19 protein-coding genes and 3 pseudogenes are annotated in these 21,370 nt (G+C 74.0%); 12 read left to right on the top strand and 10 right to left on the bottom strand.

From position 1 onward, the window contains the following. Positions 1 to 231 precede the first annotated feature (231 nt). Both ACLU3S_RS25815 and ACLU3S_RS25810 read left to right on the top strand, forming a co-directional pair. The gene (locus tag ACLU3S_RS25815) at positions 232 to 1,080 is read left to right on the top strand and encodes a DeoR/GlpR family DNA-binding transcription regulator (protein ID WP_413954341.1); all 849 of its coding nucleotides are present in this window, start codon (positions 232 to 234) and stop codon (positions 1,078 to 1,080) included. Between the two features lie 70 nt (positions 1,081 to 1,150). Next, on the top strand, positions 1,151 to 1,612 hold the full coding sequence (locus tag ACLU3S_RS25810) for an SRPBCC family protein (RefSeq protein WP_413954342.1): 462 nt from the start codon (positions 1,151 to 1,153) through the stop codon (positions 1,610 to 1,612). Positions 1,613 to 1,628: 16 nt separating this feature from the next. On the opposite strand, the gene ACLU3S_RS25805 is transcribed toward ACLU3S_RS25810, so the two are convergent. Then, positions 1,629 to 2,753: a PLP-dependent cysteine synthase family protein gene (locus ACLU3S_RS25805; RefSeq protein ID WP_413954340.1), complete on the bottom strand. Its 1,125-nt coding sequence runs from the start codon at positions 2,751 to 2,753 to the stop codon at positions 1,629 to 1,631. Positions 2,754 to 3,058: 305 nt separating this feature from the next. On the opposite strand from ACLU3S_RS25805, the gene ACLU3S_RS25800 reads away from it, so the two are divergent. Together ACLU3S_RS25800 and ACLU3S_RS25795 are read left to right on the top strand one after the other, a co-directional pair. Next, on the top strand, positions 3,059 to 3,382 hold the full coding sequence (locus ACLU3S_RS25800) for a hypothetical protein (protein WP_413954339.1): 324 nt from the start codon (positions 3,059 to 3,061) through the stop codon (positions 3,380 to 3,382). 228 nt (positions 3,383 to 3,610) lie between these two features. Beyond that, positions 3,611 to 4,025: pseudogene (locus tag ACLU3S_RS25795) on the top strand (ATP-binding protein); the annotation flags it as partial. A 599-nt stretch (positions 4,026 to 4,624) separates the two neighbouring features. Here ACLU3S_RS25795 and ACLU3S_RS25790 read toward each other — a convergent pair. From ACLU3S_RS25790 to ACLU3S_RS25780, 3 genes are read right to left on the bottom strand one after another with little or no spacing between them, the layout of a single operon-like run. Then, positions 4,625 to 7,189 carry an ABC transporter permease gene (locus ACLU3S_RS25790; protein WP_413954338.1) on the bottom strand — a complete coding sequence of 855 codons (2,565 nt, stop codon included), beginning with the start codon at positions 7,187 to 7,189 and terminating at the stop codon, positions 4,625 to 4,627. Continuing rightward, positions 7,186 to 7,932, bottom strand: coding sequence for an ABC transporter ATP-binding protein (locus tag ACLU3S_RS25785; RefSeq protein WP_413954337.1), 747 nt, complete (start codon positions 7,930 to 7,932; stop codon positions 7,186 to 7,188). The genes ACLU3S_RS25790 and ACLU3S_RS25785 overlap by 4 nt, the downstream gene beginning before the upstream one ends. Continuing rightward, positions 7,929 to 8,219: an SHOCT domain-containing protein gene (locus ACLU3S_RS25780; protein ID WP_413954336.1), complete on the bottom strand. Its 291-nt coding sequence runs from the start codon at positions 8,217 to 8,219 to the stop codon at positions 7,929 to 7,931. Before ACLU3S_RS25780 ends, ACLU3S_RS25785 begins: the two co-directional genes overlap by 4 nt. A gap of 424 nt (positions 8,220 to 8,643) precedes the next feature. On the opposite strand from ACLU3S_RS25780, the gene ACLU3S_RS25775 reads away from it, so the two are divergent. Beyond that, positions 8,644 to 8,829, top strand: a complete 186-nt coding sequence (locus ACLU3S_RS25775) for a DUF1272 domain-containing protein (RefSeq protein ID WP_413954335.1) — start codon at positions 8,644 to 8,646, stop codon at positions 8,827 to 8,829. A 7-nt stretch (positions 8,830 to 8,836) separates the two neighbouring features. Here the strand turns inward: ACLU3S_RS25775 and ACLU3S_RS25770 are convergent, their stop codons facing one another. Continuing rightward, complete coding sequence (locus ACLU3S_RS25770; protein WP_413954334.1) at positions 8,837 to 9,421, bottom strand: TetR/AcrR family transcriptional regulator; 585 nt, start codon at positions 9,419 to 9,421, stop codon at positions 8,837 to 8,839. A 132-nt stretch (positions 9,422 to 9,553) separates the two neighbouring features. Between ACLU3S_RS25770 and ACLU3S_RS25765 the strand changes: the two genes are divergently transcribed. From ACLU3S_RS25765 to ACLU3S_RS25750, 4 genes are all read left to right on the top strand, one after another. Beyond that, the gene (locus tag ACLU3S_RS25765) at positions 9,554 to 10,345 is read left to right on the top strand and encodes an SDR family NAD(P)-dependent oxidoreductase (protein WP_413954333.1); all 792 of its coding nucleotides are present in this window, start codon (positions 9,554 to 9,556) and stop codon (positions 10,343 to 10,345) included. 124 nt (positions 10,346 to 10,469) lie between these two features. Beyond that, entirely contained in the window at positions 10,470 to 11,402 is a 933-nt protein-coding gene (locus ACLU3S_RS25760; RefSeq protein ID WP_413954332.1) for a LysR family transcriptional regulator, read from the top strand. Positions 11,403 to 11,486: 84 nt separating this feature from the next. Continuing rightward, on the top strand, positions 11,487 to 12,002 hold the full coding sequence (locus ACLU3S_RS25755) for a CGNR zinc finger domain-containing protein (RefSeq protein ID WP_413954331.1): 516 nt from the start codon (positions 11,487 to 11,489) through the stop codon (positions 12,000 to 12,002). A gap of 135 nt (positions 12,003 to 12,137) precedes the next feature. After that, on the top strand, positions 12,138 to 13,874 hold the full coding sequence (locus ACLU3S_RS25750; protein WP_413954330.1) for an MOSC domain-containing protein: 1,737 nt from the start codon (positions 12,138 to 12,140) through the stop codon (positions 13,872 to 13,874). 88 nt (positions 13,875 to 13,962) lie between these two features. Here ACLU3S_RS25750 and ACLU3S_RS25745 read toward each other — a convergent pair. From ACLU3S_RS25745 to ACLU3S_RS25735, 3 genes and pseudogenes are all read right to left on the bottom strand, one after another. After that, positions 13,963 to 14,439 (bottom strand): annotated as a pseudogene (locus ACLU3S_RS25745) (RNA-guided endonuclease TnpB family protein); the annotation flags it as partial. 310 nt (positions 14,440 to 14,749) lie between these two features. Then, positions 14,750 to 15,988: an ROK family protein gene (locus ACLU3S_RS25740; protein WP_413954329.1), complete on the bottom strand. Its 1,239-nt coding sequence runs from the start codon at positions 15,986 to 15,988 to the stop codon at positions 14,750 to 14,752. Beyond that, a pseudogene (locus tag ACLU3S_RS25735) lies at positions 15,985 to 16,687 on the bottom strand (alpha-ketoglutarate-dependent dioxygenase AlkB family protein). Before ACLU3S_RS25735 ends, ACLU3S_RS25740 begins: the two are co-directional and overlap by 4 nt. A 67-nt stretch (positions 16,688 to 16,754) precedes the next feature. Here ACLU3S_RS25735 and ACLU3S_RS25730 point away from each other — a divergent pair. Next, on the top strand, positions 16,755 to 17,888 hold the full coding sequence (locus tag ACLU3S_RS25730) for a methyltransferase (RefSeq protein WP_413954328.1): 1,134 nt from the start codon (positions 16,755 to 16,757) through the stop codon (positions 17,886 to 17,888). 42 nt (positions 17,889 to 17,930) lie between these two features. Here ACLU3S_RS25730 and ACLU3S_RS25725 read toward each other — a convergent pair whose 3' ends face one another. Both ACLU3S_RS25725 and ACLU3S_RS25720 read right to left on the bottom strand, forming a co-directional pair. Further along, positions 17,931 to 18,803, bottom strand: coding sequence for a class II fructose-bisphosphate aldolase (locus ACLU3S_RS25725; RefSeq protein ID WP_413954327.1), 873 nt, complete (start codon positions 18,801 to 18,803; stop codon positions 17,931 to 17,933). A gap of 32 nt (positions 18,804 to 18,835) precedes the next feature. Further along, the gene (locus ACLU3S_RS25720) at positions 18,836 to 19,717 is read right to left on the bottom strand and encodes an SIS domain-containing protein (protein ID WP_413954326.1); all 882 of its coding nucleotides are present in this window, start codon (positions 19,715 to 19,717) and stop codon (positions 18,836 to 18,838) included. A gap of 120 nt (positions 19,718 to 19,837) precedes the next feature. On the opposite strand from ACLU3S_RS25720, the gene ACLU3S_RS25715 reads away from it, so the two are divergent. Both ACLU3S_RS25715 and ACLU3S_RS25710 read left to right on the top strand, forming a co-directional pair. Then, positions 19,838 to 20,617 (top strand): DeoR/GlpR family DNA-binding transcription regulator, encoded by a 780-nt coding sequence (locus tag ACLU3S_RS25715; RefSeq protein ID WP_413954325.1) that lies wholly within the window; start codon positions 19,838 to 19,840, stop codon positions 20,615 to 20,617. A gap of 221 nt (positions 20,618 to 20,838) precedes the next feature. Then, positions 20,839 to 21,370 (top strand): MFS transporter (locus tag ACLU3S_RS25710; RefSeq protein ID WP_413954324.1); only part of this gene is annotated, 532 nt, incomplete at its 3' end.

Here is a 21,370-nt window from a genome sequence, read left to right as displayed (position 1 = left end):
CCGGGCCGTGGGGCGCCGGTCCGCATCCGGGCCGTGGGGCGTTCCGGCGCGCCGCGCACGGAACGCCCCGTCCACGGTGACATGCGCGCGTCGGGACAGGTGGTGGCGCAACCTGCGCCGTCCCGTGAAAAGATGGGACGCCCGTGCAGCTTCGAACGGATGGAATGTCCTGGTCGGAGGCGGTGTGCCGGGTGTGTCCGACGGTTTCGCGGCGAAAGGATCACAGCGCAGGTGAGCGAGAATCAGAACCTCCTCGCGGAGCAGCGCCGCGCCCTGATCCTGGACGAGGTCCGGCGCCGGGGCGGTGTGCGGGTCAACGAGCTGACCCGCAAGCTCGGCGTCTCGGACATGACCGTGCGCCGCGACCTCGACGCGCTCGCCCGGCAGGGCGTGCTGGAGAAGGTCCACGGCGGCGCGGTGCCGGTGGTCGAGGCCAGCACCCACGAGCCGGGGTTCGAGGCCAAGTCGGGTCTGGAGCTGTCGGCCAAGGAGGACATCGCGCGGGCCGCCGCCGGGCTGGTCACGCCGGGCACCGCGATCGCCCTGTCCGGCGGTACGACGACGTACGCCCTCGCGCAGCACCTGCTGGAGGTCCCCGACCTGACCGTGGTCACGAACTCGGTGCGGGTCGCCGACGTCTTCCACGCGGCGCAGCGCACCTCGGGGCAGCGGCAGGGATCGGCCACGGTGGTGCTGACCGGCGGGGTGCGCACCCCGTCGGACTCGCTGGTGGGCCCGGTGGCCGACCAGGCGATCGCCGCGCTCCACTTCGACCTGCTCTTCCTCGGCGTGCACGGCATATCGGTCGAGGCGGGCCTGTCCACGCCGAACCTGGCGGAGGCCGAGACCAACCGGCGCCTGGTGCACTCGGCGCGGCGGGTGGTCGTGGTCGCCGACCACACCAAGTGGGGCACGGTGGGCCTCAGTTCGTTCGCCACGCTGGAGCAGGTGGACACCCTGGTGACCGACGCCGGCCTGCCCGCCGAGGCGCGCACGGAGGTCTCCGAGCATCTGCGCCGGCTGATCGTGGCGGGCGAGCAGGACGCCGACCGGAGCGCCGAGGGCACCGGGGACATCTGACGGTACGTCAACTAGGCTGACGGTCAACACCCCCGCCGCCACGCGGGACTTCACGAGGAGGTTCCTCGCCATAGTCCAGCATCTGCGTCCGGTCGGACCGGACTTCGCCGAGTCCGCACCCGTACGGCTGGTGTTCACCCGTGACGTCGCCGCCGCCCCGGACGCGGTCTTCCGCGCTCTCGCCGAGGACGTGGCCGGCTGGCCGGAGTGGTTCTCGGCCGTGGCGGCCGCCCGGCCGACGGAGGGCGGGCGCGAGGTCAGCCTGCGGGGCGGCGCCCGCTTCCGGGAGTCGGTCCTGGTGGCGAAGGAGCCGGAGCTGTACGCCTACCGCGTCGACGTGACCAACACCCCGGGCGCCCGCGCCTGGGTCGAGGAGTGGCGGCTCGCGCCGGCCGGCACCGGGACCCGGGTGCGCGTGACCTTCGCGCTCGACGGCACCGCCGCGTTCCGCCTCGCGTGCCGGCTGCTCGCGCCGGGCGTCGGCCGCGCCGTCCGCAACGCGGTCACGGCGCTGGACCGCCGGCTGGCATGACGGCCCGGGACGGGGTTCAGCCGGGCCAGACGCCTGTCGCCAGCAGCGTCTCGATCGCCGTCGCGTACGGGGTGACGTCCAGGCCCTGCTGGGCGAGCCAGGCGTCCGAGTAGTACTTGTCGAGGTATCGGTCCCCCGGGTCGCACAGCAGGGTGACCACGCTGCCCGTACGGCCCTCGGCCACCATCTCGGAGACGATCTTCAGGGCGCTCCACAGCCCGGTGCCCGTCGAACCGCCCGCCTTGCGGCCGATCGCCCCCTCCAGGGCCCGTACGGCGGCGACGCTGGCCGCGTCCGGGACCTTCATCATCCGGTCGATCGCGCCGGGCACGAAGCTCGGCTCCATGCGCGGGCGGCCGATGCCCTCGATCCGCGAGCCGCAGTCGCAGGTGACGTCGGGATCGCCGGCGGTCCAGCCCTCGAAGAAACAGGAGTTCTCCGGGTCGGCCACGCAGATGCGGGTGTCGTACTGCATGTAGTGCACATAGCGCGCGAGGGTCGCGGACGTGCCGCCGGTGCCCGCCGTGGCGACGATCCACGCGGGCTCCGGGAACCGCTCCAACTGCAGCTGGCGGAAGATGGACTCGGCGATGTTGTTGTTCCCGCGCCAGTCGGTGGCCCGCTCGGCGTAGGTGAACTGGTCCATGTAGTGGCCGCCGGTCTCCACCGCGAGGCGGGCGGACTCCTCGTACATCTTCCGGGAGTCGTCCACGAAGTGGCAGCGTCCGCCGTGGAACTCGATGAGGCGGCACTTCTCGGCGCTCGTCGTGCGGGGCATGACCGCGATGAAGGGCACGCCGACCAGCTTGGCGAAGTACGCCTCGGAGACGGCGGTGGAGCCGCTGGACGCCTCGATCACCGGGCGGCCGGGCCGGATCCAGCCGTTGCACAGGCCGTAGAGGAACAGCGAGCGGGCGAGGCGGTGCTTGAGGCTCCCGGTGGGATGCGTCGACTCGTCCTTCAGGTAGAGGTCGATGCCCCACCGTTCGGGCAGCGGGAAGCGGAGCAGGTGCGTGTCCGCCGAGCGGTTGGCATCGGCCTGGACCTTGCGGACGGCCTCTTTCAGCCAGTCGCGGTAGGTGGCGTCGCTGCGGTCGACGTCGAGGGTGGCGCCGGTCCGGGTCTGTGGGGTGGTGCTCACGGCGGGGCTCCTTACGCGGTCCGCCGACGGCGCCTCGCGCGGCCGGCAGCTCGAGCATAGGCGCCATTCACACCGCTTCCCACCTGCATAAACGCATCTTTGAGCCACCCAAAGAGGTGCTGGGGCACGGGCGTGCGAGGCGGCTGGGGCGCATTGGCGCGAGTGCTCCGGGCGGTCATCGCACGCGGCTCGGATGTACTGGTGCTCCACGCCGCATCGGGGCAGACTGCACGCGTCGGGACGACCGGCCCCGACGGGGACGCACACGGGACCACGGGAACACTCGCGCAAGGGGGCGGCGAGGGATGGCGGAGCCGGAGTTCACGGCCATGGGCGTGCGGATCGGCAGGCGCATGCGCTCGCTCACCCGGGCAGGGCAGGTACGGATCAGCGGCGGCCGACTGGAGTTGCTCAACAGCTACGGCAGCGAGATCGACAGCGCGCCGGTGCAGGCCGTGCGAGCGTCCAGGCCGTGGTTCGCTCCGGACGGCAGGGCCCTGGCCGACGTCAACGGCACGCGGTACCTGCTGACGCTGGGCGAGCAGGACCCCCCGCCGGGCCGGCCGGGGCCGCCGGCGGCGCGGCGGTTCATCGAGGCGGTGCGCCGGGCGGCCGGGCGCGGCGGCTGAACCGCGCCAGTTGTACGACATGTGTTCGCACAGTCGCGGCGAGTTGCGGCGCGACGTGAGCTGCGTCACGCTGTTCTCACGTCACTCTGGGTTTACCGGCGACAACGCTGCGAACCAGCCCGCCGGCCACGACAGCAGGCGGCCGTTTTGACCGGGGGGCCCTGCTGGATCCGTTGTTCTCCGTGTTCTTCCGGTTCCCTCCGGACCTCACATCGGGGAGTCGCAGCCGTGATCAGTCACCCAAGCAGGCACTGCACGGTGGAGCTCCAAGCCCTGCCGTCGCGGATCGGCCAGGTCCGCAGAATCGTATCTGCGCAGTTGCGCTACTGGCATCTGGACCCGTTGATAGACCGGGCCGCGCTCGGCGTGACCGAGCTGCTGAGCAACGTGCACCGGCACGCCAGGCCCGACAAGTCGTGCACCGTCGAGCTGGAACTGCTGCCGGAGCGGCTCACGGTGTCCGTGCGCGACCACGATCCGCGTCTTCCGGTGCTGGCCGAGGGCGCGAACGCGGTGGACGCGACGCCGCTGGCCACGTGCGGCCGGGGGCTGGCGATGGTGGCCGCGATGAGCGAGAGCTGGGGCGCGCGGCCGGACGGCGACAGCGGCAAGGTCGTCTGGTTCACGCTGCCCGCGCCGACGACGGTGCGCACCCACTGGGCCCGCACGCCGCGTCGTGTCCCGGACCCGCAGCCGGCGGCCGTACGACCGGCCCCGCAGTCGGCACCGGTCCGGCAGGCCGCACCGGTCCCGACGAGGACACACGCGCCGGCGGAGGCACCCATCCCGACGTGGGCACACGTGCCGACGGAGGCACCGGTCCCGACGTGGGCACACGCGCCGGCGGAGGCACCGGTCCCGACAGGGGCACATGTGCCGGCGGGAGCACACGTGCCGGCGGGGGCGGGCGCCGGAAGCCGGGCTGCCGTACCGGCGGGGCTGAGCGCCGGAGGCCCGGCTGCCGTACCGGCGGTGGCGGGCGCCGGAGGCCCGGCTGCCGTAGCGACTCGGGCTCCGGCACCGGGCGCCGCCCCCCTCAGCTCCCGTACTCCGCCGGCGGGCGCCGCATCCGTCAGGTCCGAACCCCGCGTTGCGCGCACCGCCGACATCCGTTCCCAAGGTCCTGCGGGTGCGTCCGGCACCGCACATTCCGGCGCCCCCACTGTCCCCGTGGCTCCCGCCCGGCCGGCCGCGGGCCGCTGACCGGGCGCTGCCGCTGTCCGGGGCGCCCGCAGGGCTCCGTCACTCCGTGGCGATCGCCTTCAGCACGTCGAGGCGGGCCGCTCGCCGGGCCGGGCGGAGGCCCGCGAGGGCGCCGGCGGTGAGGCCGACCAGGGCGACCACCGCGAGGCGCGCGGGCGGCAGCGAGAAGGCGAACGCCGTGTCGCTCGCGCCGTCGGAGGCCTTGACCAGCACCCAGCCCAGAAAGGCGCCGAGGCCGAGCCCGCCCACCGTGCCGAAGGCGGCGACGAGGACCGACTCCCAGCGGACCATCGACCGCAGCTGGGCGCGGGTCTGGCCGACGGCCCGGAGCAGCCCGAGTTCACGGGTGCGTTCGTGCAGGGCCAGGGTCAGCGTGTTCGCGATGCCCAGCAGGGCGATGACGACCGCCAGGGCGAGGAGCGCGTAGACGAGGGTGAGCATCATGTCGATGCCGCCCGCCGAGGACTGCGCGTACTCGTCGCGGGTCTGCACGGACGGGTTGCCGTACCGTGCCGCGACCTTCCGCACGGCCGCCTTGCCCGCATCGGCGCTCACCCCGTGCCTGAAGGTCACGGCGATCAGGGTGTCGGAGTCCTGGGTGCGGTGCGGGGCCCATGCGGAGCGGGTGATGACGTAGTCTCCGGCGAGTTCCGACCGACCGTAGACCGCACGGACGGTGAAGTTCCGGGTGCTGCCGTCGGTGAAGGTGAGCCGGACCGTGTCGCCCGGGTGCAGGTGCTGCCGGTCGGCCTCCGTCCGGGTGAGCGCGATGCCGTCGGCGCCGAGGTCGCGCAGGGATCCGGTGACCGTGCCGAGGTCGAAGGTGCGGGCGAGGGCCGCCGGGTCGGTGACCGTCAACGCCCTTCCTCCCCTGCCGTCGACTTTTGCGACGCCGCGGCCCAGCCCGACCGCGGTGTCCACCTCGGGCAGCCGCTGCAGGGCCGGGGCGAGCCGGGGGCTGAGCCCGCTGCCACCCGCGCCGAAGGACCGGCTGCTGACGGCGACGTCGCCCGCGAAGGACCGGGACACCGTCTGGTCCATCGTGGCCTTCAGGGAGGCCCCGAAGACGGTGAACAGCGACACCACGGCCACGCCGATCATGAGTGCGCTCGCCGTGGCGGCCGTGCGCCTCGGGCTGCGCAGGGCGTTGCGCCGGGCGAGGGCGCCGGTGACGCCGCGCAGCCGGTCCAGGGGGCCGCCGAGCAGTCGTACGGCCGTGGTGGCGGCGACCGGGCCAAGGACCACGAAGGCCACCAGCGCGAGCACCGCGCCCAGTCCCGCCAGCGACACGGACGGGGAGACCAGCACACCGGCGATGGTGGCGGCGAGCGCGAGCGCGGCCAACACCGTACCGGCGAGGGCGCGGAGCCGGGAGGCGCCGGAGGCGTCCACGGCCGTCTCGCGCAGGGCGGCCAGCGGGGCGGTGCGGCCGGCGCGCAGGGCCGGCAGGAGCGCGGACCCGAGGCAGACCACGATGCCCACCACGAGCGGCAGGGTCATCGACAGCGCCTTGATCACCAGGTCGCCGTCCGGGAAGGGGAATCCGATCGCCGGGAAGAGCGCCTGCAGCCCGGCGGCGATGCCGACGCCGCCCGCGAGTCCGGTCAGGGACGCGGCGAGTGCGACCGCGCAGGCCTCGGCGAGCGCGGCGGCGGTCACCTGGCGGCGGGAGGCACCGAGGGCGCGCAACAGGGCGTTCTCGCGGGTGCGTTGCGCCACGACGATCGCGAACGTGTTGTGGATGGAGAAGGTCGCGACGAGCAGGGCGACGCCGGAGAAGACGAGCAGGAAGGTGGTGAAGACGGTCAGGAACTGGCTGGAGATCATGTCGGTGTTCTCGCGCGCGGACTGCTGACCGGTGATGGCCTCGACGCCCTTGGGCAGGTGCGGGGCCAGCCGCCCGACCAGCTCCTGCCGGCTCACCCCGGGCGCGGCCCGCACCAGGATGCTCGCGGCCTGTCCGGGCCGTGCGGTGAGGTACTTCTCGGCGTCGGCCCGGGTCATGCCGGTGAACGTCACCTGCGCCATGCCGTCCTGGCCGCCGAAGGTGGCGAGGCCGACGACGGTCACCTCGACCGGGTCCGGCGTGCGCAGGGTGGTGGTGTCACCGATCTTCAGGCCGCCCTTCTTCGCGGCGCCCCGGTTGACCACCACCTCGCCCGGCTTCGCGGGGGCACGGCCCTCCGCGATCCGGTACGGGTTCAGGCGCGTGTCGGTGATCCAGTTCCCGGCGACGGTCGGCGGGCCCTGTCCGCCGACCGGTTGCCCGTCGGCGCCGACGAGTTGGCCGGCGCCCTGGATGTCCGGGGCGGCGGCCGCCACGCCGGGCACCTTCTCGATGCTCTTCACCAGCGAGATGTCCACCGGCTGTCGTACCCCCTGGGCCTGGCCGGGGGTGGTGATGGCGTCGGCGCCGCGGACGACGGCGTCCGTGCCGCCGGTCGCCTCGCCGAACATGCTGCCGAAACTGGCGCGCAGCGTGTCGCCCATGACCAGGGTGCCGGCCAGGAAGGCGACGCCCAGGAACACGGCGAGGAAGGTGCCGGCGAAGCGCCGCCGGTGCGCGCGCAGGGAGGTGAGGCTGAGCCGGAGCGATGCGTTCATGACCGCACCTCGAAGGCCTTCATGCGGTCCAGGACCTTGTCGGCGGTCGGCGCCTCCATCCGGTCGACCAGGCGTCCGTCGGCCAGGAAGACCACCTCGTCGGCGTGCGCGGCGGCCACCGGGTCGTGGGTGACCATGACGACCGTGCGGTCCATCTGCCGCACCGCGCGGCCGAGCAGGCCGAGGACCTCCGCGCCGGAGCGGGAGTCGAGGTTGCCGGTCGGCTCGTCGGCGAAGACGACGTCCGGCCGCCCGGCGAACGCCCGCGCCACGGCGACCCGTTGCTGCTGGCCGCCGGACAGCTCCGGGGGCCGGTGGTGCAGCCGGTCGCCGAGTCCGACGACGTCCACGAGCGCGTCGATCCACTCCCGGTCGCCGCGCCGGCCGGCCAGGTCCAGGGGCAGGGTGATGTTCTCCGCGACGGTCAGCGTCGGCACCAGGTTGAACGCCTGGAAGACGAAGCCGACCCGGTCGCGCCGGAGCAGGGTCAGGCGGCGGTCGTCCAGCGTGCCCAGCTCGGTGTCGCCGATGTAGGCGGCGCCGGAGGTGAGCGTGTCGAGGCCGGCCGCGCAGTGCATGAGGGTGGACTTGCCGGAGCCCGAGGGCCCCATGATGGCGGTGAACCGCCCGGCGGGGAAGGCCACGTCGACGCCGTCCAGGGCGCGTACGGCGGTGTCGCCACCGCCGTACACCTTCACCGCGTCCACCACGCGGGCCGCCGCCCGTACCGCGGTCGTGGTCATGCGGCACCGCCCTTGCCGGTGCGGCCGAACTGCTCCTCGAGGACGGACATCCGGCGCCAGTATTCGTCCTCGTCGATCTCGCCGGAGGCGAAGCGGCGGCCGAGGACGGCCAGCGGCGAGTCACCCGCCGGGCGTCCCGCGTCCACGGGCCGCCACGGCCCGCCGCGTCCGCGCCAGACCGTGCGCCGCAGGAAGGTGACGGCGCCGATGACGACGGCCGCCCAGATCAGCGGGAAGAAGAGGATCCACGGGGCGGGTCCCCCGTGCCAGTCCGCCAGCGTCTGCATCTCGGTACATCTCCCTCGTCGGGCTCGCTTTTCGTGTCGTCCCGAGACTCCTCCGGCGGCGGGTCCGGGTCGTCGTGCGGCCGGCGGCAGTGTGCGTACCTCCCGGGGAGTACGCGCCGGGCGCGCTGCTGCTTCCCTGGCCGCCGACGAGCGCTGACCGCGACAAGCCGGACCCCGCGCCCCGGCGACCCGGCGGCCCGCCGAAGAACCGCGGCCGGCGCCCGAACGCGCCCCGGGCGCCCGGCCACGCCGTACAGGCGCAGCAAGACGCCTCCGCCGCGCGAAACGCCAACGGGCCAGATGGACCGAAGGTGAGCGGACCGTGGCCCGATCCGGCGGAACCCTGTCCGTCCGGACGGTTTCCGCGCCGGGCTGCGTCGGGATGATGAACAGGAGGCCGCCGACGTTGGGGGACGGGACAGTCATGGCACTTCAGATGCGCGACCGCTGCGAGCGCTGCGGGACCGCCGCCCTCGCGGCGGACGGACCGGCCCGCATCTGCTCGTACGAGTGCACGTTCTGCGAGGCGTGCGCCGCGGCCATGGGGCAGGTGTGCCCCAACTGCGGCGGCGAACTGGTGCCCCGGCCGCGCCGCGTGACCTCCGCCTAGGGGGTCGTCAGGACACCGCGGGCCGGGACGCCCCGCGGGCGAGCAGCAGGAGGGCGTCGACCAGGTCCTCCGCCGGGCTGCCGGTGGCCAGCCGCCGCAGCTGAAGGCCCATCACCAGGGCGACCGTCGTGGCGGCGAGGCGTTCGGCGTCCGGGACGCCCAGCGCGCCCAGGATCCGGGCGGCGAGCCGGTCGTAGGCCCGGAACGCCTCGGCCGCCGCCTCCCGCAGCCGCTCGTCCCGCCCGGCGTGGAGGTAGAGCTCGAAGGGCGCGAGATGAGCGCTGTCCAGTGCCGTGCCGCAGGCGACCTGGCCGGCCAGGGACGCGGCGGCCTCGATGTCGATGCCTTCCGTCTGGCACTGGTCGGCCAGCTCGGTGAAGTGCCGTGCCTCCTCGCGCACGAAGTGCAGCAGGCTCTCCCGCAGCAGCTCGTGCTGGGTCTCGAAGTGGTACGTGACCGAGCCGAGCGAGACACCGGCCTCCCTGGCGATCCTCCGGTTGGTGACCGCCGCGACCCCGTCCTCGCCGATGATCTTAAGGACGGCTTGGATGATGCGCTGGCGCGTCGGGGCGGAGTGGGCGGCATTGGGCATGTCGTCGATTGTCCCATCGGCGCCGCCGGCTTCGGCCGGGACCGCTGCCGGCCGTGGTGGACAGGGCGGCGGCGCTCTCCCTATTGTTCATGCGACCTTGTTCGTTCGAACGAACAGTATGGGAGGACAGTCGTGCACATTGCCGGGGCAACCGTTCTGCTCACCGGCGTCACGGGCGGCATCGGAGGCGCGCTCGCCGCCGAGATGTCCGCTCGCGGCGCCCGCCTCGTCCTGACCGGACGGCGGCGCGAGGCGGTGGAGGGCATCGCCGATCGATACGGCGCCCGGACGATCCTGGCCGACCTGGCCGACCCCGGCGACGTGCAACGGCTGGCCGAGGAGGCCTCCGGCACCGACATCCTCATCGCCAATGCGGCGCTGCCCTCCAGCGGCGACGTGCTCGACTACAGCCCGGAGCAGATCGACCGGGCACTCGCGGTGAACCTGCGCGCCCCCGCGATGCTCGCGCGCCTGCTCGCGCCCGGCATGCTGGCTGCCGGACGGGGCCACATCTGCTTCGTCGGATCGCTGTCGGGGCTGGCGGCCACCAAGTCGTCGTCGCTGTACAACGCGACGAAGTTCGGCCTGCGCGGCTTCTCGCTGGCCTTCCGCCAGGACCTGCACGGCACCGGCGTCGGCGTCTCGATCGTCCAGCCGGGCTTCGTACGCGACCTGGGCATGTTCGCCGACACGGGCTCCGCGACCCCCGGCGGCGTACGCACCGTGTCGCCGCAGCAGGTCGTCGAGGGCGTGACGCGGGCGATCGAACGCGATGTCGCCGAGATCAACGTGGCCCCGATCGAGCTGCGGTTCCTCACCAGGATCGCCTCCCAGTTCCCGGGATTCGCGGAGCGGGTGCAGCGCCGGGCGGGAGCGGAGCGCGCCATCGGCACGATCGTGGCGGCGCAGCGCTCGAGCCGCTGACCGGCGCTGGGGGCGGATCGCCACCCGGACGCCGCGGGCGGCTTCACGTGTCCGCGGCGCCCGCGAGCCGCGCGGGATCGCCGATCGCTCCCCGGGGGGAGGCGCGGCCTCGCGCCGCCGTAGCATGACGTGCGTGGAGCTGCGCCAACTTCGCTACTTCGTCACGGTGGCCGAGGAACTGCACTTCGGCCGGGCCGCCGAGCGGCTCCTGATCGCCGGACCGTCCCTGTCCCAGCAGATCAAGGCACTCGAACGCGACCTGGGGGTCCGTCTGTTCGACCGCGACCGCCGTTCCGTGGCCCTGACCCCGGCCGGCCGTGCCCTGCTCCCGCGGACGCGCGCGCTGCTGGACCAGGCCGACGACCTGCAGCGACGCGCACGCCGGCTGTCGGGCTCCGAACCGGTCCGGCTCGGCTACGTCAACTGGCTGCCGGCGGACCTGACCGCCCGCACCTCCGCCGTGGCCCAACTGCACGTCGACGCGTGGGTCGCCCCCTCGCACACCCAGGCCGCCCGGGTCGCCGACGGCAGCCTGGACCTCGCGGTGTGCTGGGTGCGCGACGAGGACCTGGAGCGGCGCGCCCTGAACGCCCGGCTCATCGGCGCCGACCGGCTCTACGCCGTCTCGACCGGCAAGGACACCGGCGAGGTGAACGCCCGCGACACCGTCGTGCTGCTGGACGACGACACCAGCACGTGGTCGTCCTGGAACGCCTACGCCGAGGATCTGGCCCGGGGCACCGGGGCCCGCGCGGTGCGGATCTCGGACGGCGGCATCACTGGCTCCGCCTTCTTCGACCACGTGCGCCGCAGCCCCCGCCCGGTCGTCAACTCGCCCAAGGGCCAGACCAGTCCGCTGCCGCCCGACCTGGTCCAGCGCCCCGTCGTCGCGCCCACGATCCACTGGACCTGGTCCCTGGTGTGGCGCCGCGGCGAGACCCGTGCCGCGGTCCTCGCCGCCGTCGACGCCCTCTGCGACGGCGTCGGCGAGCTCGGCATCCACGGCCCGGACAGCTGGCTGCCCGAGGGCGATCCGCACCGGGACCGCCTCGCGTGACGACGACCGGATGCCGCCGCACCCGCGCGGCACGGCCCCGCAGGTGTAACCTTTGAAGTGGTACGACGCGGTTAGGAGGGCGTGATGCGCGCAGACCGGGACCCCCGGGACTTCCTGCTCGAGCTCCTCAACACGACGCCGGTCGTCAGGGGCGCCGTCCAGGACCGGCTGGCGGATCCCGAAACGGCCGGCGCCTGGCAGCGGGAGCACGGCGGCACCGGCTCTTCCGAGGAGCGCAGGCACCTGGTGCAGGCACGCGACGCCCTGCAGGACGTGGTGCGCGGCATCCGGCCCGCCACGTCGCTGGCGCCGCTGCTCAAGGACGTGATCTCCCGTCCGCGCCTCTCGCCGGGCGGGGTGTCCTGGGAGCTGGAGAGACCCGCGGAGCGGCGGATGGCGGTGGAGGCCGTGATGGCGTGGAGCGCGCTGCAGGAGACGATGCCCGGCCGGCTGCGGCCGTGCGCGAACCCGGAGTGCCGGCTGTTCCTCCTCGACCGCAGCAAGACCAACAGGGGCCGTTGGTGCTCCATGGCCGTGTGCGGCAACCGCATGAAGGCGCGGCGTCACTACCAGCGCACGCGCGACGCCGCGGGCGAATAGCACACCCGGCGGGAACGGATGCCGGACGACCGGGCGGAATCGCGGCGGCACCGGCACGGAAATACGATCGGCCAGAGCGCATCCGGCACCGCGCCACGGGGGGCTGCCCCGGTCGCCACCCCCAGGAGGTCCGCCATGGCGACACTGCTGTCCGTCAACGTGGGGATGCCCCAGGACGTCTCCTGGCAGGGAAGGACCGTGCACACCGGCGCCTGGAAGTCGCCCGTGCACGGGCCCCGGATGGTGCGGCGGCTGAACATCGACGGGGACGGCCAGGGAGACCTGGCCGGGCACGGCGGCGAGATACGCGCCGTCCTCGTCTACCAGCTGCAGTCCTACCAGTACTGGCAGAAGCAGCTCGGCCGGGACGATCTCGCCTTCGGGATGTTCGGGGAGAACTTCACCGTCGACGGACTGCCCGACGACGAGGTGTGCATCGGCGACCGCTACCGCATCGGCGAGGCCGAGTTCGAGGTCACCCAGCCGCGCGTCACCTGCTACCGCGTCGGCATGCGCCTGGGCGAACCGGCCATGGCCGCGCTGCTGGTCGCCCACCACCGCCCCGGCTTCTACCTGCGCGTCCTGAGCGAGGGGCGGGTCCAGGCCGGTGACGGGATCACCCTGGTCCGCAAGGGGCCGGAAGAACTCAGCGTCGCCGACATCGACGCGCTGCTGTATCTCCCCGGCCGCGACCCCGAGAAGCTGCGCAGAGCGCTGAACATCCCCGCACTCAGCCCCGGATGGCAGCAGTCCTTCCGCGAACTCGCCGCCCGGCCCGCCGAGCTCGCCGGCCCGCGGCAGCCCGGGCAGGAGCCGGGGTGGCCGGGCTTCCAGCGGATGCGGGTCGCCCGTATCGTCCCCGAGACGGCCGCGGTCTCGTCGATCTACCTCGACTCCGTCGACGGCACTGCGCTGCCCGAGGTCCGCGCGGGCCAGTACCTCTCCGTCCGGCTCGCCGTGGACGACACCGGCTCCACCGTGCGCAGCTACTCCCTGTCCTGCGCACCCGCGGCCGGCGCCTACCGCATCAGCGTCAAACGCGAGGCGCAGGGCAGGGTCAGCGGCTACCTGCACGACACACTGCGGCCCGGGGACCTGCTCGAGGTCGCCGCCCCCCGCGGGACGTTCGTGCTGGAGCAGGGCACGCGCCCGGTCGTCCTCGCCTCGGCGGGCATCGGCGTCACCCCCGTGCTCGCCATGCTCCATCAGCTCGCCGCCGTACGGGACCCGCGTCCCGTGTGGTGGATCCACGTCGCACACGACCGCGCCCATCACGCCTTCGCGGACGAGGCCCATGCGCTCCTGGGCCAACTCCCCGACGCCCACGAGCACATCCACTACACCGCCGAAGGCGCCGCGGAGGCCGACGAGCCCCGCGTCAGCCGAGGCCGGCCGACGGCGGCGTCGCTGCGAGCGATGGGCGTTCCGGCCGACGCCGAGGCCTACCTGTGCGGGCCCCAGGCCTTCATGGACGACCTCAGCGGTGACCTGCGCGACCACGGCCTGCGTCCGGAGCGCATCCACACCGAACAGTTCAGCGCCCTGTCCGCCATCAATCCGGGCGTGACGCCGACCGCCGCCGTACGGCCGCACCAGCCGCCCGGCTCACCGGGGACCGGCCCCCAGGTCACCTTCGCCCGCAGCGGCATCACCGCCGCGTGGTCCCCGACGCACGGTTCCCTCCTCGGACTCGCCGAGGCCTGCGACATCCCCACCCGCTGGTCCTGCCGCACCGGGGTCTGCCACACCTGCGTCACCCCGCTGGTGTCGGGCGACGTCGCCTACACCACCCCGCCGCTCGAACTTCCCGAGCCCGGCACCGTCCTCGTCTGCTGCAGCGAACCGACGGGCGAAGTCGTCCTCGATCTTTGACTGCTCCCCTCCCTGAAGGGGGAGGGGATTCCTGGCTCAGGCTGCCTCCCGGAGCAGCGCTCCGGGAGGTCTTGCGCCCTCGACACCAAGGTTCGGCAGGCAGCGGCCGCGACCACACCACCCTCAGGACGATCCCGCCCGCCAGATGCAGGCTCCCGTTCTTGAGGCGGAAGCCGCGCCGGGTGTAGTTCAGCGTCGGCCGCGCCCGGTGCTTCTTCCTGTGGCGGGGCATGCCCGCCCGCCGTTTCCCCAGCAGCCGGTTGTCGATGTCCTTCAGCGCCTTCGCACGGGAGGCGGCGAAGTCGCGGATGGTCTGCTGCTGCGGCACCGAGGAACCGGCGGCCAGCCACGGCGTGATCGCCCGCGCTCGGGTCAGCATCCGGTCCAGCAGGGCAGGCCCGTACGCCTCCTTCTGGGCGTGGGCCTTCCTGGAGCGGGCCACGCACTCGTTCCACACCCAGCGGCAGCGGGCCCATTCCGCCTCCAGCCCCGCACGAGCGGTCGCCGACACCCGCAACCGGTAGGTGTAGCGCGCGTGTCCCGCCGCCTCCCCGGCCTCCCGCACCGCCGCCCCACCCCCTGCCTTGTTCCGGTCAGCCCACTCCCACCGCCTGACCGTACGTACGAGTCCCGCACACCCGCACGCCTTCCCCTCACCCTCACACAGGCACACACGTTCGCCCTTGCCCGGCCCCGCCGGCCGGCTGCCGGGCCGCTCCGCGCCCCAGCGGCCTGATGCGGCGACGCTCCGCGTCACCGACGCGGGATGCCATTCCTCCCCGGCGTTCACGCCCAGGCTTCCTCGCAAGAAACCAGGTGAGCGGCGGCGCCTGCGCGGCCGTCCGCCTCCGCGGCACGGACGGGGGCGCCGCCGGTCACCGCAGCGCTCCCAGGGGGTCGTCCAGGACCGGCTGCCAGGCGAGTTCGGCCGCGCCGACCAGGCTGTTGTGGTCCAGGGTGCACGGCAGAATCGGTACGCCGCCGCTCTGGCCCCACAGGCTGCGGTCGGCGACCACCGCGCGCAGCCGGCCCGGATCGGCGTCCAGAAGGGTGCGGTGCAGGCCGCCGAGGATGATCCGGTCGGGGTTGAGGATGTTGACGAGGCCGGCGAGGCCGAGGCCGAGCCGGTCGATCAGGGCCTCGGCCGCCCGGCGCACGTCCGGGTCGTCGTACTGGCTGCGCAACAGGTCGTTGGCCTGCTGGAGCAGCGAGATCTCGGGGCCCGGCTCGCGGCCCGCCTCGACGAGCAGGGCCAGCGGGTCCGCCTCCACGTCCAGGCAGCCCCGGCTGCCGCAGTGGCAGGGGCGGCCCTCCGGATTGACGGTGAGGTGGCCGACCTCCAGGGCGAGACCCGAACTGCCGGTGTGCAGGCGGCCGTCGAGCACCAGCGCGCCGCCGACCCCGCGGTGCCCGGTGGCCACGCACAGCAGGTCCCGCGCGCCCCGCCCGGCGCCGTGCCGGTGTTCGGCGAGCGCGGCGAGGTTCACGTCGTTGCCCGCGAAGGCGGGGCCGGTGATGCCCGCGGCCCGCACGCACTCCGCGAAGAGCCGGCGCACGGGGGCGCCGACGGGCCAGGCCAGGTGCAGCGGGTTGAGGGCCAGGCCGTCGGGTTCGGCCACGGCGGACGGGACGGCGAGTCCGGCGCCCACGCAGTGGCGGCCGGTGCTGCGCAGCAGATCCGCGCCCGTCTCGACGACCGAGCCGAGCACCTTCACCGGGTCGGCGTCGACGATCTCGCAGCCGGGCGCGGTCGCCACGATCCGCCCGCCCAGCCCGACCAGCGCGGCCCGGAAGCCGTCGGCGTGGACCTGCGCCGCCAGGACCACCGGCCCGTCCTCGGCGACCTCCAGCCGGTGCGAGGGGCGCCCCTGCGAGCCGGCCGCCGCGCCGGGCCGGGCGTCCACCCGGATCAGGCCCAGGGCCTCCAGCTCGGCGGCCACCGCGCCGGCCGTCGCCCGGGTGACGCCGAGTTCGGCGGTGAGCACGGCGCGGGTCGGCGCCCGCCCGGTGTGCACCAGCTCCAGCGCGGGTCCGAGAGCTCCACGCCCGCGGTCCAGCCGCCCCCTCGCGGTGGTCCTCTCCCCCGGCGTCCGGGGTTCCGCCTTGCCGTTCATGAGGGCGAGTCTCCCATGATCCTCATCCGTGGTCGCCGGCGCGTCGGCTGACGGCCGCTCACCCGCAGGGTGATGTTCAGCCGGCCGGTCAGGCCCAGCCAGGGCGGCACCGTGCCCGGAAGGACGCGGGGCACGCCGTGGTGGGCGAGCCGGGAGGGGCCGCCGAGGACGAACAGGTCGCCGCTGCGCAGGTCCACATCGGTGTGGGGCCTGGTCCTGGTCTCGGTGTTGCCGAAGCGGAACAGGCAGCTGTCGCCGAGGCTCAGCGAGACCACCGGCGCGTCGGATTGCTCGTCGCTGTCGCGGTGCATGCCCATGCGGGCCTCGCCGTCGTAGAAGTTGATCAGCGCGATGTCGTACGGCTCGGCCGGGACGGCGTCCGGGCCGAGGGCGTCCCTCACCGCGCGCCGGGCCGGCTCGCCGAGCCAGTCGGGGAAGGGCTTCACGGGGGCGCCGTTCGCCGTCGACGGCCGTACGGGCGTAGGCGTACGGATACCAGTGCCGGCCCAGGCAGACCTGGCGCGCGGTCATCGTGCCGCCGCCCGGGGTGCGGACCGTGCGCAGGCCCGCCGGGGGTCGCGCCCACGCGCGGCAGGGGGCGAGCAGCTCGCGCTGTCGTTCGGCGGCCAGCCAGCCCGGGACGTGCACGGCGCCCGGCGCGACCTGCGTGCGCTCCCGCGGGAACAGCTCCTCCTCCATGCCCCCATCCTGCCCGACCACCTCTGAGCTGCGGCTCCGCTAGCCTGGACGCACGATGAGCGACCGCATGACGACACCGTGGGGCGAGGTCGAGCTGGCCCGCTTCCCCGAGGATCCCCGCGACCGGCTGCGCGCCTGGGACGCCTCCGACGCCTATCTGCTGCGCCACCTGGCCGAGGCGGAGGTGCCGCTGACGGGGACGGTCGTGGTGGTCGGGGACCGCTGGGGCGCGCTGGTCACGGCGCTCGCGGAGCACCGGCCGACGCAGATCACCGACTCCTTCCTCGGTCAGGAGGCGACCCGCGCGAACCTGGCGCGGGCCGGTGTCGAACCCGGCGCGGTACAGCTGCTGACCACCCAGGATCCGCCGCCGGAGCGGGTCGACGTCCTGCTGGTGCGGGTGCCGAAGAGCCTGGCGCTGCTGGAGGACCAGCTCCTGCGGCTGGCGCCCGCCGTGCACGCGGACACCGTCGTGGTGGGCGCCGGCATGGTGAAGGAGATCCACACCTCCACGCTCCGGCTGTTCGAGCGGATCCTGGGGCCGACCCGGACCTCACTGGCCCGGCAGAAGGCCCGGCTGATCTTCTGCACCCCGGACCCGGCGCTGGAGCGGCCGGCCAACCCGTGGCCGTACAGCTACGCCCTTCCGGACCGCGTCGGCCCGGTCTCGGGCCGCACGGTCGTCAACCACGCGGGGGTCTTCTGCGCCGACCGGCTCGACATCGGCACCCGATTCTTCCTCGAGCACCTGCCCCCGCCGGGCGCGGGCCGCGTGGTGGACCTGGGCTGCGGCAACGGCGTCGTCGGCACGGCGGTCGCGCTGGCCGATCCGGCGGCCGAAGTGCTGTTCGTCGACGAGTCGTTCCAGGCGGTCGCCTCCGCCGAGGCCACGTACAAGGCCAACGGGGTGCCGGGACACGCCGAGTTCCGGGTCGGGGACGGGCTGGCCGGGGTCGCGCCCGGCAGCGTGGACCTGGTCCTGAACAACCCGCCGTTCCACTCCCACCAGGCGACGACGGACGCGACGGCCTGGCGGATGTTCACGGGGGCGCGGCGCTCGCTTCGGCCGGGAGGCGAGCTGTGGGTGATCGGGAACCGGCACCTGGGGTACCACGTGAAGCTGCGGCGGCTGTTCGGCCGATGTGAACTGGTCGCCGGCGACCCGAAGTTCGTGGTGCTGAGGGCGGTCAAGAGGGGCTGAGGCCGCCGCGCGCCGGGGCCACGACGGCCCCCCGGCGGCCGATCAGCCACCCCGCGTGGCGGCTCCCCCCGCCACGACGCCGATGATCCGGTGCACCTCGCGGATCATCGCGTCCCGGCCCGCACCGAGGTACGTGCGCGAGTCCACGGCGTCGGGGTGAGCCGCCAGAAACGCGCGGATCGCGCCGGTCATGGCGGCGTTCAGCGCCGTGCCGACGTTGACCTTGGCGATGCCGCCCGCCACCGCCGCGACCAGGCCGTCGTCCGGCACGCCGGAGGAGCCGTGCAGGACGAGGGGGACGGACAGCGCGGCGGACAGCCGCTTGAGGAGGGCGTGGTCGAGGGTGGCGGTGCGGGTGGTCATGGCGTGCACGCTGCCGATGGCGACGGCCAGGGCGTCGAGGCCGGTCCTGGTGACGAAGTCGTGCGCCTGGTCGGGGTCGGTGCGGGCGCCGGGGGCGTGGGCGTCCAGCGGGGGCCGTCCGTCCTTGCCGCCGATCTGCCCCAGCTCGCCCTCGATGTACAGCCCTTGGGAGTGGGCCCAGTCGACGGCCGCCCGGGTCGCGTCGAGGTTGTCGTCGTACGGGAGGCGGGCGGCGTCGTACATGACCGAACTGAACCCCGCGTCGGGCGCCTGGCGCAGCAGGTCGTCGCTCTGCACGTGGTCCAGGTGCAGCGCGACGGGTACGGCGGCCCGCTCGGCGGCGGCGACGGCGGCGCGGGCCAGCGGCAGCAGCCGTCCCTGGCGGAATGTGACCGCGTTCTCGCTGACTTGGAGGACGACGGGGGCGCCGGCCGACTCCGCGCCGGCGATGACGGCCTCGACGTGTTCCAGGGTGATGACGTTGAACGCGGCGACGGCGGTCCGGGCCTCGGCGGCTCGGGTGACCAGCTCGCCGGTGGTCGCGAGGGGCACTTCGGGGTCCTTCCGGGCGCGGTGCGGCGGGATCAGGAAGCGAGGATCACCGAGCGGGTGAGATGGCGCGGCCGGTCGGGGTCGAGGCCGCGGGCGGCGGCGACGGCGACGGCGAGCCGTTGGACGCGCACCAGTTCGGCGAGCGGGTCGAGCCCGCCCGCGATCCACAAGGCGCCGGTGTTCCGCACCTGTTCGGCGAGGCCGTCGGGTGCCTCGCCGAACATCCAGGTCGCCGTGGACCGGGTGGTGATGCTGATCGGGCCGTGCCGGTACTCCATCGCCGGGTAGGCCTCCGTCCAGGACAGGGAGGCCTCGCGCATCTTCAGCCCCGCCTCGTTCGCGAGTCCGACCGTCCAGCCGCGCCCCAGGAAGGTGAACTGGGTGCATTCGACCAGTCCTTGGGGCAGGTCGGCGGTGAGGGCGGTGCGCGCGTCGGCGACGACGGCGTCGGTGTGCAGGCCCAGGTGGGCGCGCAGGAGGGTCAGGGCGGTGGTGGCGAACCGGGTCTGGACGACGGAGCGTTCGTCGGCGAAGTCCAGGACGACGAGGTCGTCGGCGGCCGTCATGACGGGGGTGGCGGGATCCGCGGTGACGGCCGTGGTCCGCGTCGTGCCCCTCAGCCGGCCGAGCAGGTCGAGCACTTCGGTGGTGGTTCCGGAGCGGGTGAGGGCGACGACCCGGTCGTACGGGCGTCGGTGCGGGAACTCCGAGGCGGCGAACGCGTCGGTCTCCCCCTGCCCGGCGCCCTCGCGCAGCGCGGCCACCGCCTGCGCCATGAAGTACGAGGTCCCGCACCCCACGACGGCGACCCGCTCCCCCGGTTCCGGCAGCGCGTCGCGATGCCGCCCCGCCTCCTGTGCGGCCCGTGTCCAGCACTCGGGCTGGCTGTTCAGCTCGTCCTCGACATGGCTCATGCCATCCCCTTCTCACTGCTCGTTCTTGCAAGGTATAGCGGATTTTCGAGCACAATCAAGCATCCCGGCGGGTGCGGGGTGCGTTAGGGTCGCCGGGAGACGTCAGAACGGAGGGTGCGGATGTCCCGGGACGCCCGCTGGAAGGCGCTGCTGGAACTGCTCGTGGAGCGCGGCCGGCTGGATGTCGAGGAGGCGGCGGCCGAGCTGGGGGTGTCGGCCGCGACGATCCGCCGGGACTTCGACCAGCTCGCCGAGCAGCAGATGCTGGTCCGCACCCGGGGCGGCGCGGTGGTGCACGGGGTGTCGTACGAACTCCCCCTGCGCTACAAGACGGCCCGCCGCGCCTCGGAGAAGCAGCGCATCGCCAAGGCGGTGGCCGACCTCGTCGCGCCGGGCGAGGCGGTGGGGCTCACCGGCGGCACGACCACCACGGAGGTGGCCCGGGCCCTGGCCGCGCGCGGCGACCTGTCCACCGGCTCACCCGCGCTGACCGTCGTCACCAACGCGCTCAACATCGCCAACGAGCTCGCCGTGCGGCCCCAGTTCAAGATCGTGGTCACCGGCGGGGTGGCGCGCCCGCAGTCGTACGAGCTCATCGGTCCGCTCGCGGACGGGGTGCTCGGGCAGATCACCCTCGACCTGGCGGTGCTCGGGGTCGTCGCCTTCGACCCCCAGCACGGCGCGGCGGCGCACGACGAGGCCGAGGCCGCGATCAACCGGCTGCTGTGCGAGCGCGCCGAGCGGGTGGTGGTGGCCGCGGACTCCAGCAAGCTGGGCCGGCGGGCGTTCGCCCGGATCTGCGGCGCGGAGCTGGTGAGCACGCTGGTGACGGACATGGCGGTGGGGCAGGAGACGGTGCGGCGGTTCGAGGAGGCGGGCATCCGGGTCGTCGCGGTGTGACGCCGGAGCCGGCGGCCGCATCAGACGGGGTTCGCGCCTGCTCACGAACTTGTCCGTGCGGCGCTCCGGGGACAGCGGAGCCGATCCCCGAAACCCTCGGCGTTCCCAGGCGTTCGCCGGCGAACCGCCGGATGGCCCGGCCGGCTGCCCTTGCCGGACCCCCGCACCCCTCCTACGCTGATTTTGTGTCGCAAATAAACAAAACCCGAACGCACAGCGCCGTGCCGGGCCGGGACCTCGTCGGGCTGCGCACCGCGATCACCGCGTTCTTCGCCCTGGACGGGTTCGTCTTCGCGGGATGGGTCGTCCGCATCCCGGACGTCAAACACCAGACACACGCCACCGCCGGCACCCTCGGGCTCGCGCTGCTCGGGGTGTCCGCGGGCGCCGTGCTCACCATGACGCTGACCGGACGGCTGTGCCGCCGGTTCGGCAGTCACCCGGTGACCGTGGTGTGCATGGCGGTGCTGTCGCTGAGCGTGGCGCTGCCCCCGCTGACCCGCTCGATACCGGTGCTGGGCGCCGTCCTGCTGGTCTTCGGCGCCGCGTACGGCGGCGCGAACGTCGCCTTCAACAGCGCCGCCGTCGATCTGGTCGCCGCCGTGCGCAGGCCGATCATGCCCGGTTTCCACGCCGCCTTCAGCCTGGGCGGCATGGTCGGCGCGGGTCTCGGCGGGCTGGTCGCCGGGGCCCTCTCCCCCACCCGCCACCTGCTCGGGCTCACGGCGATCGGGCTGCTCGTCACGGCCGTCG

Source organism: Streptomyces sp. AF1A, from assembly GCF_047340315.1.
GTDB lineage: Bacteria > Actinomycetota > Actinomycetes > Streptomycetales > Streptomycetaceae > Streptomyces.
This window is presented reverse-complemented; position numbering and strand designations above follow the sequence as displayed.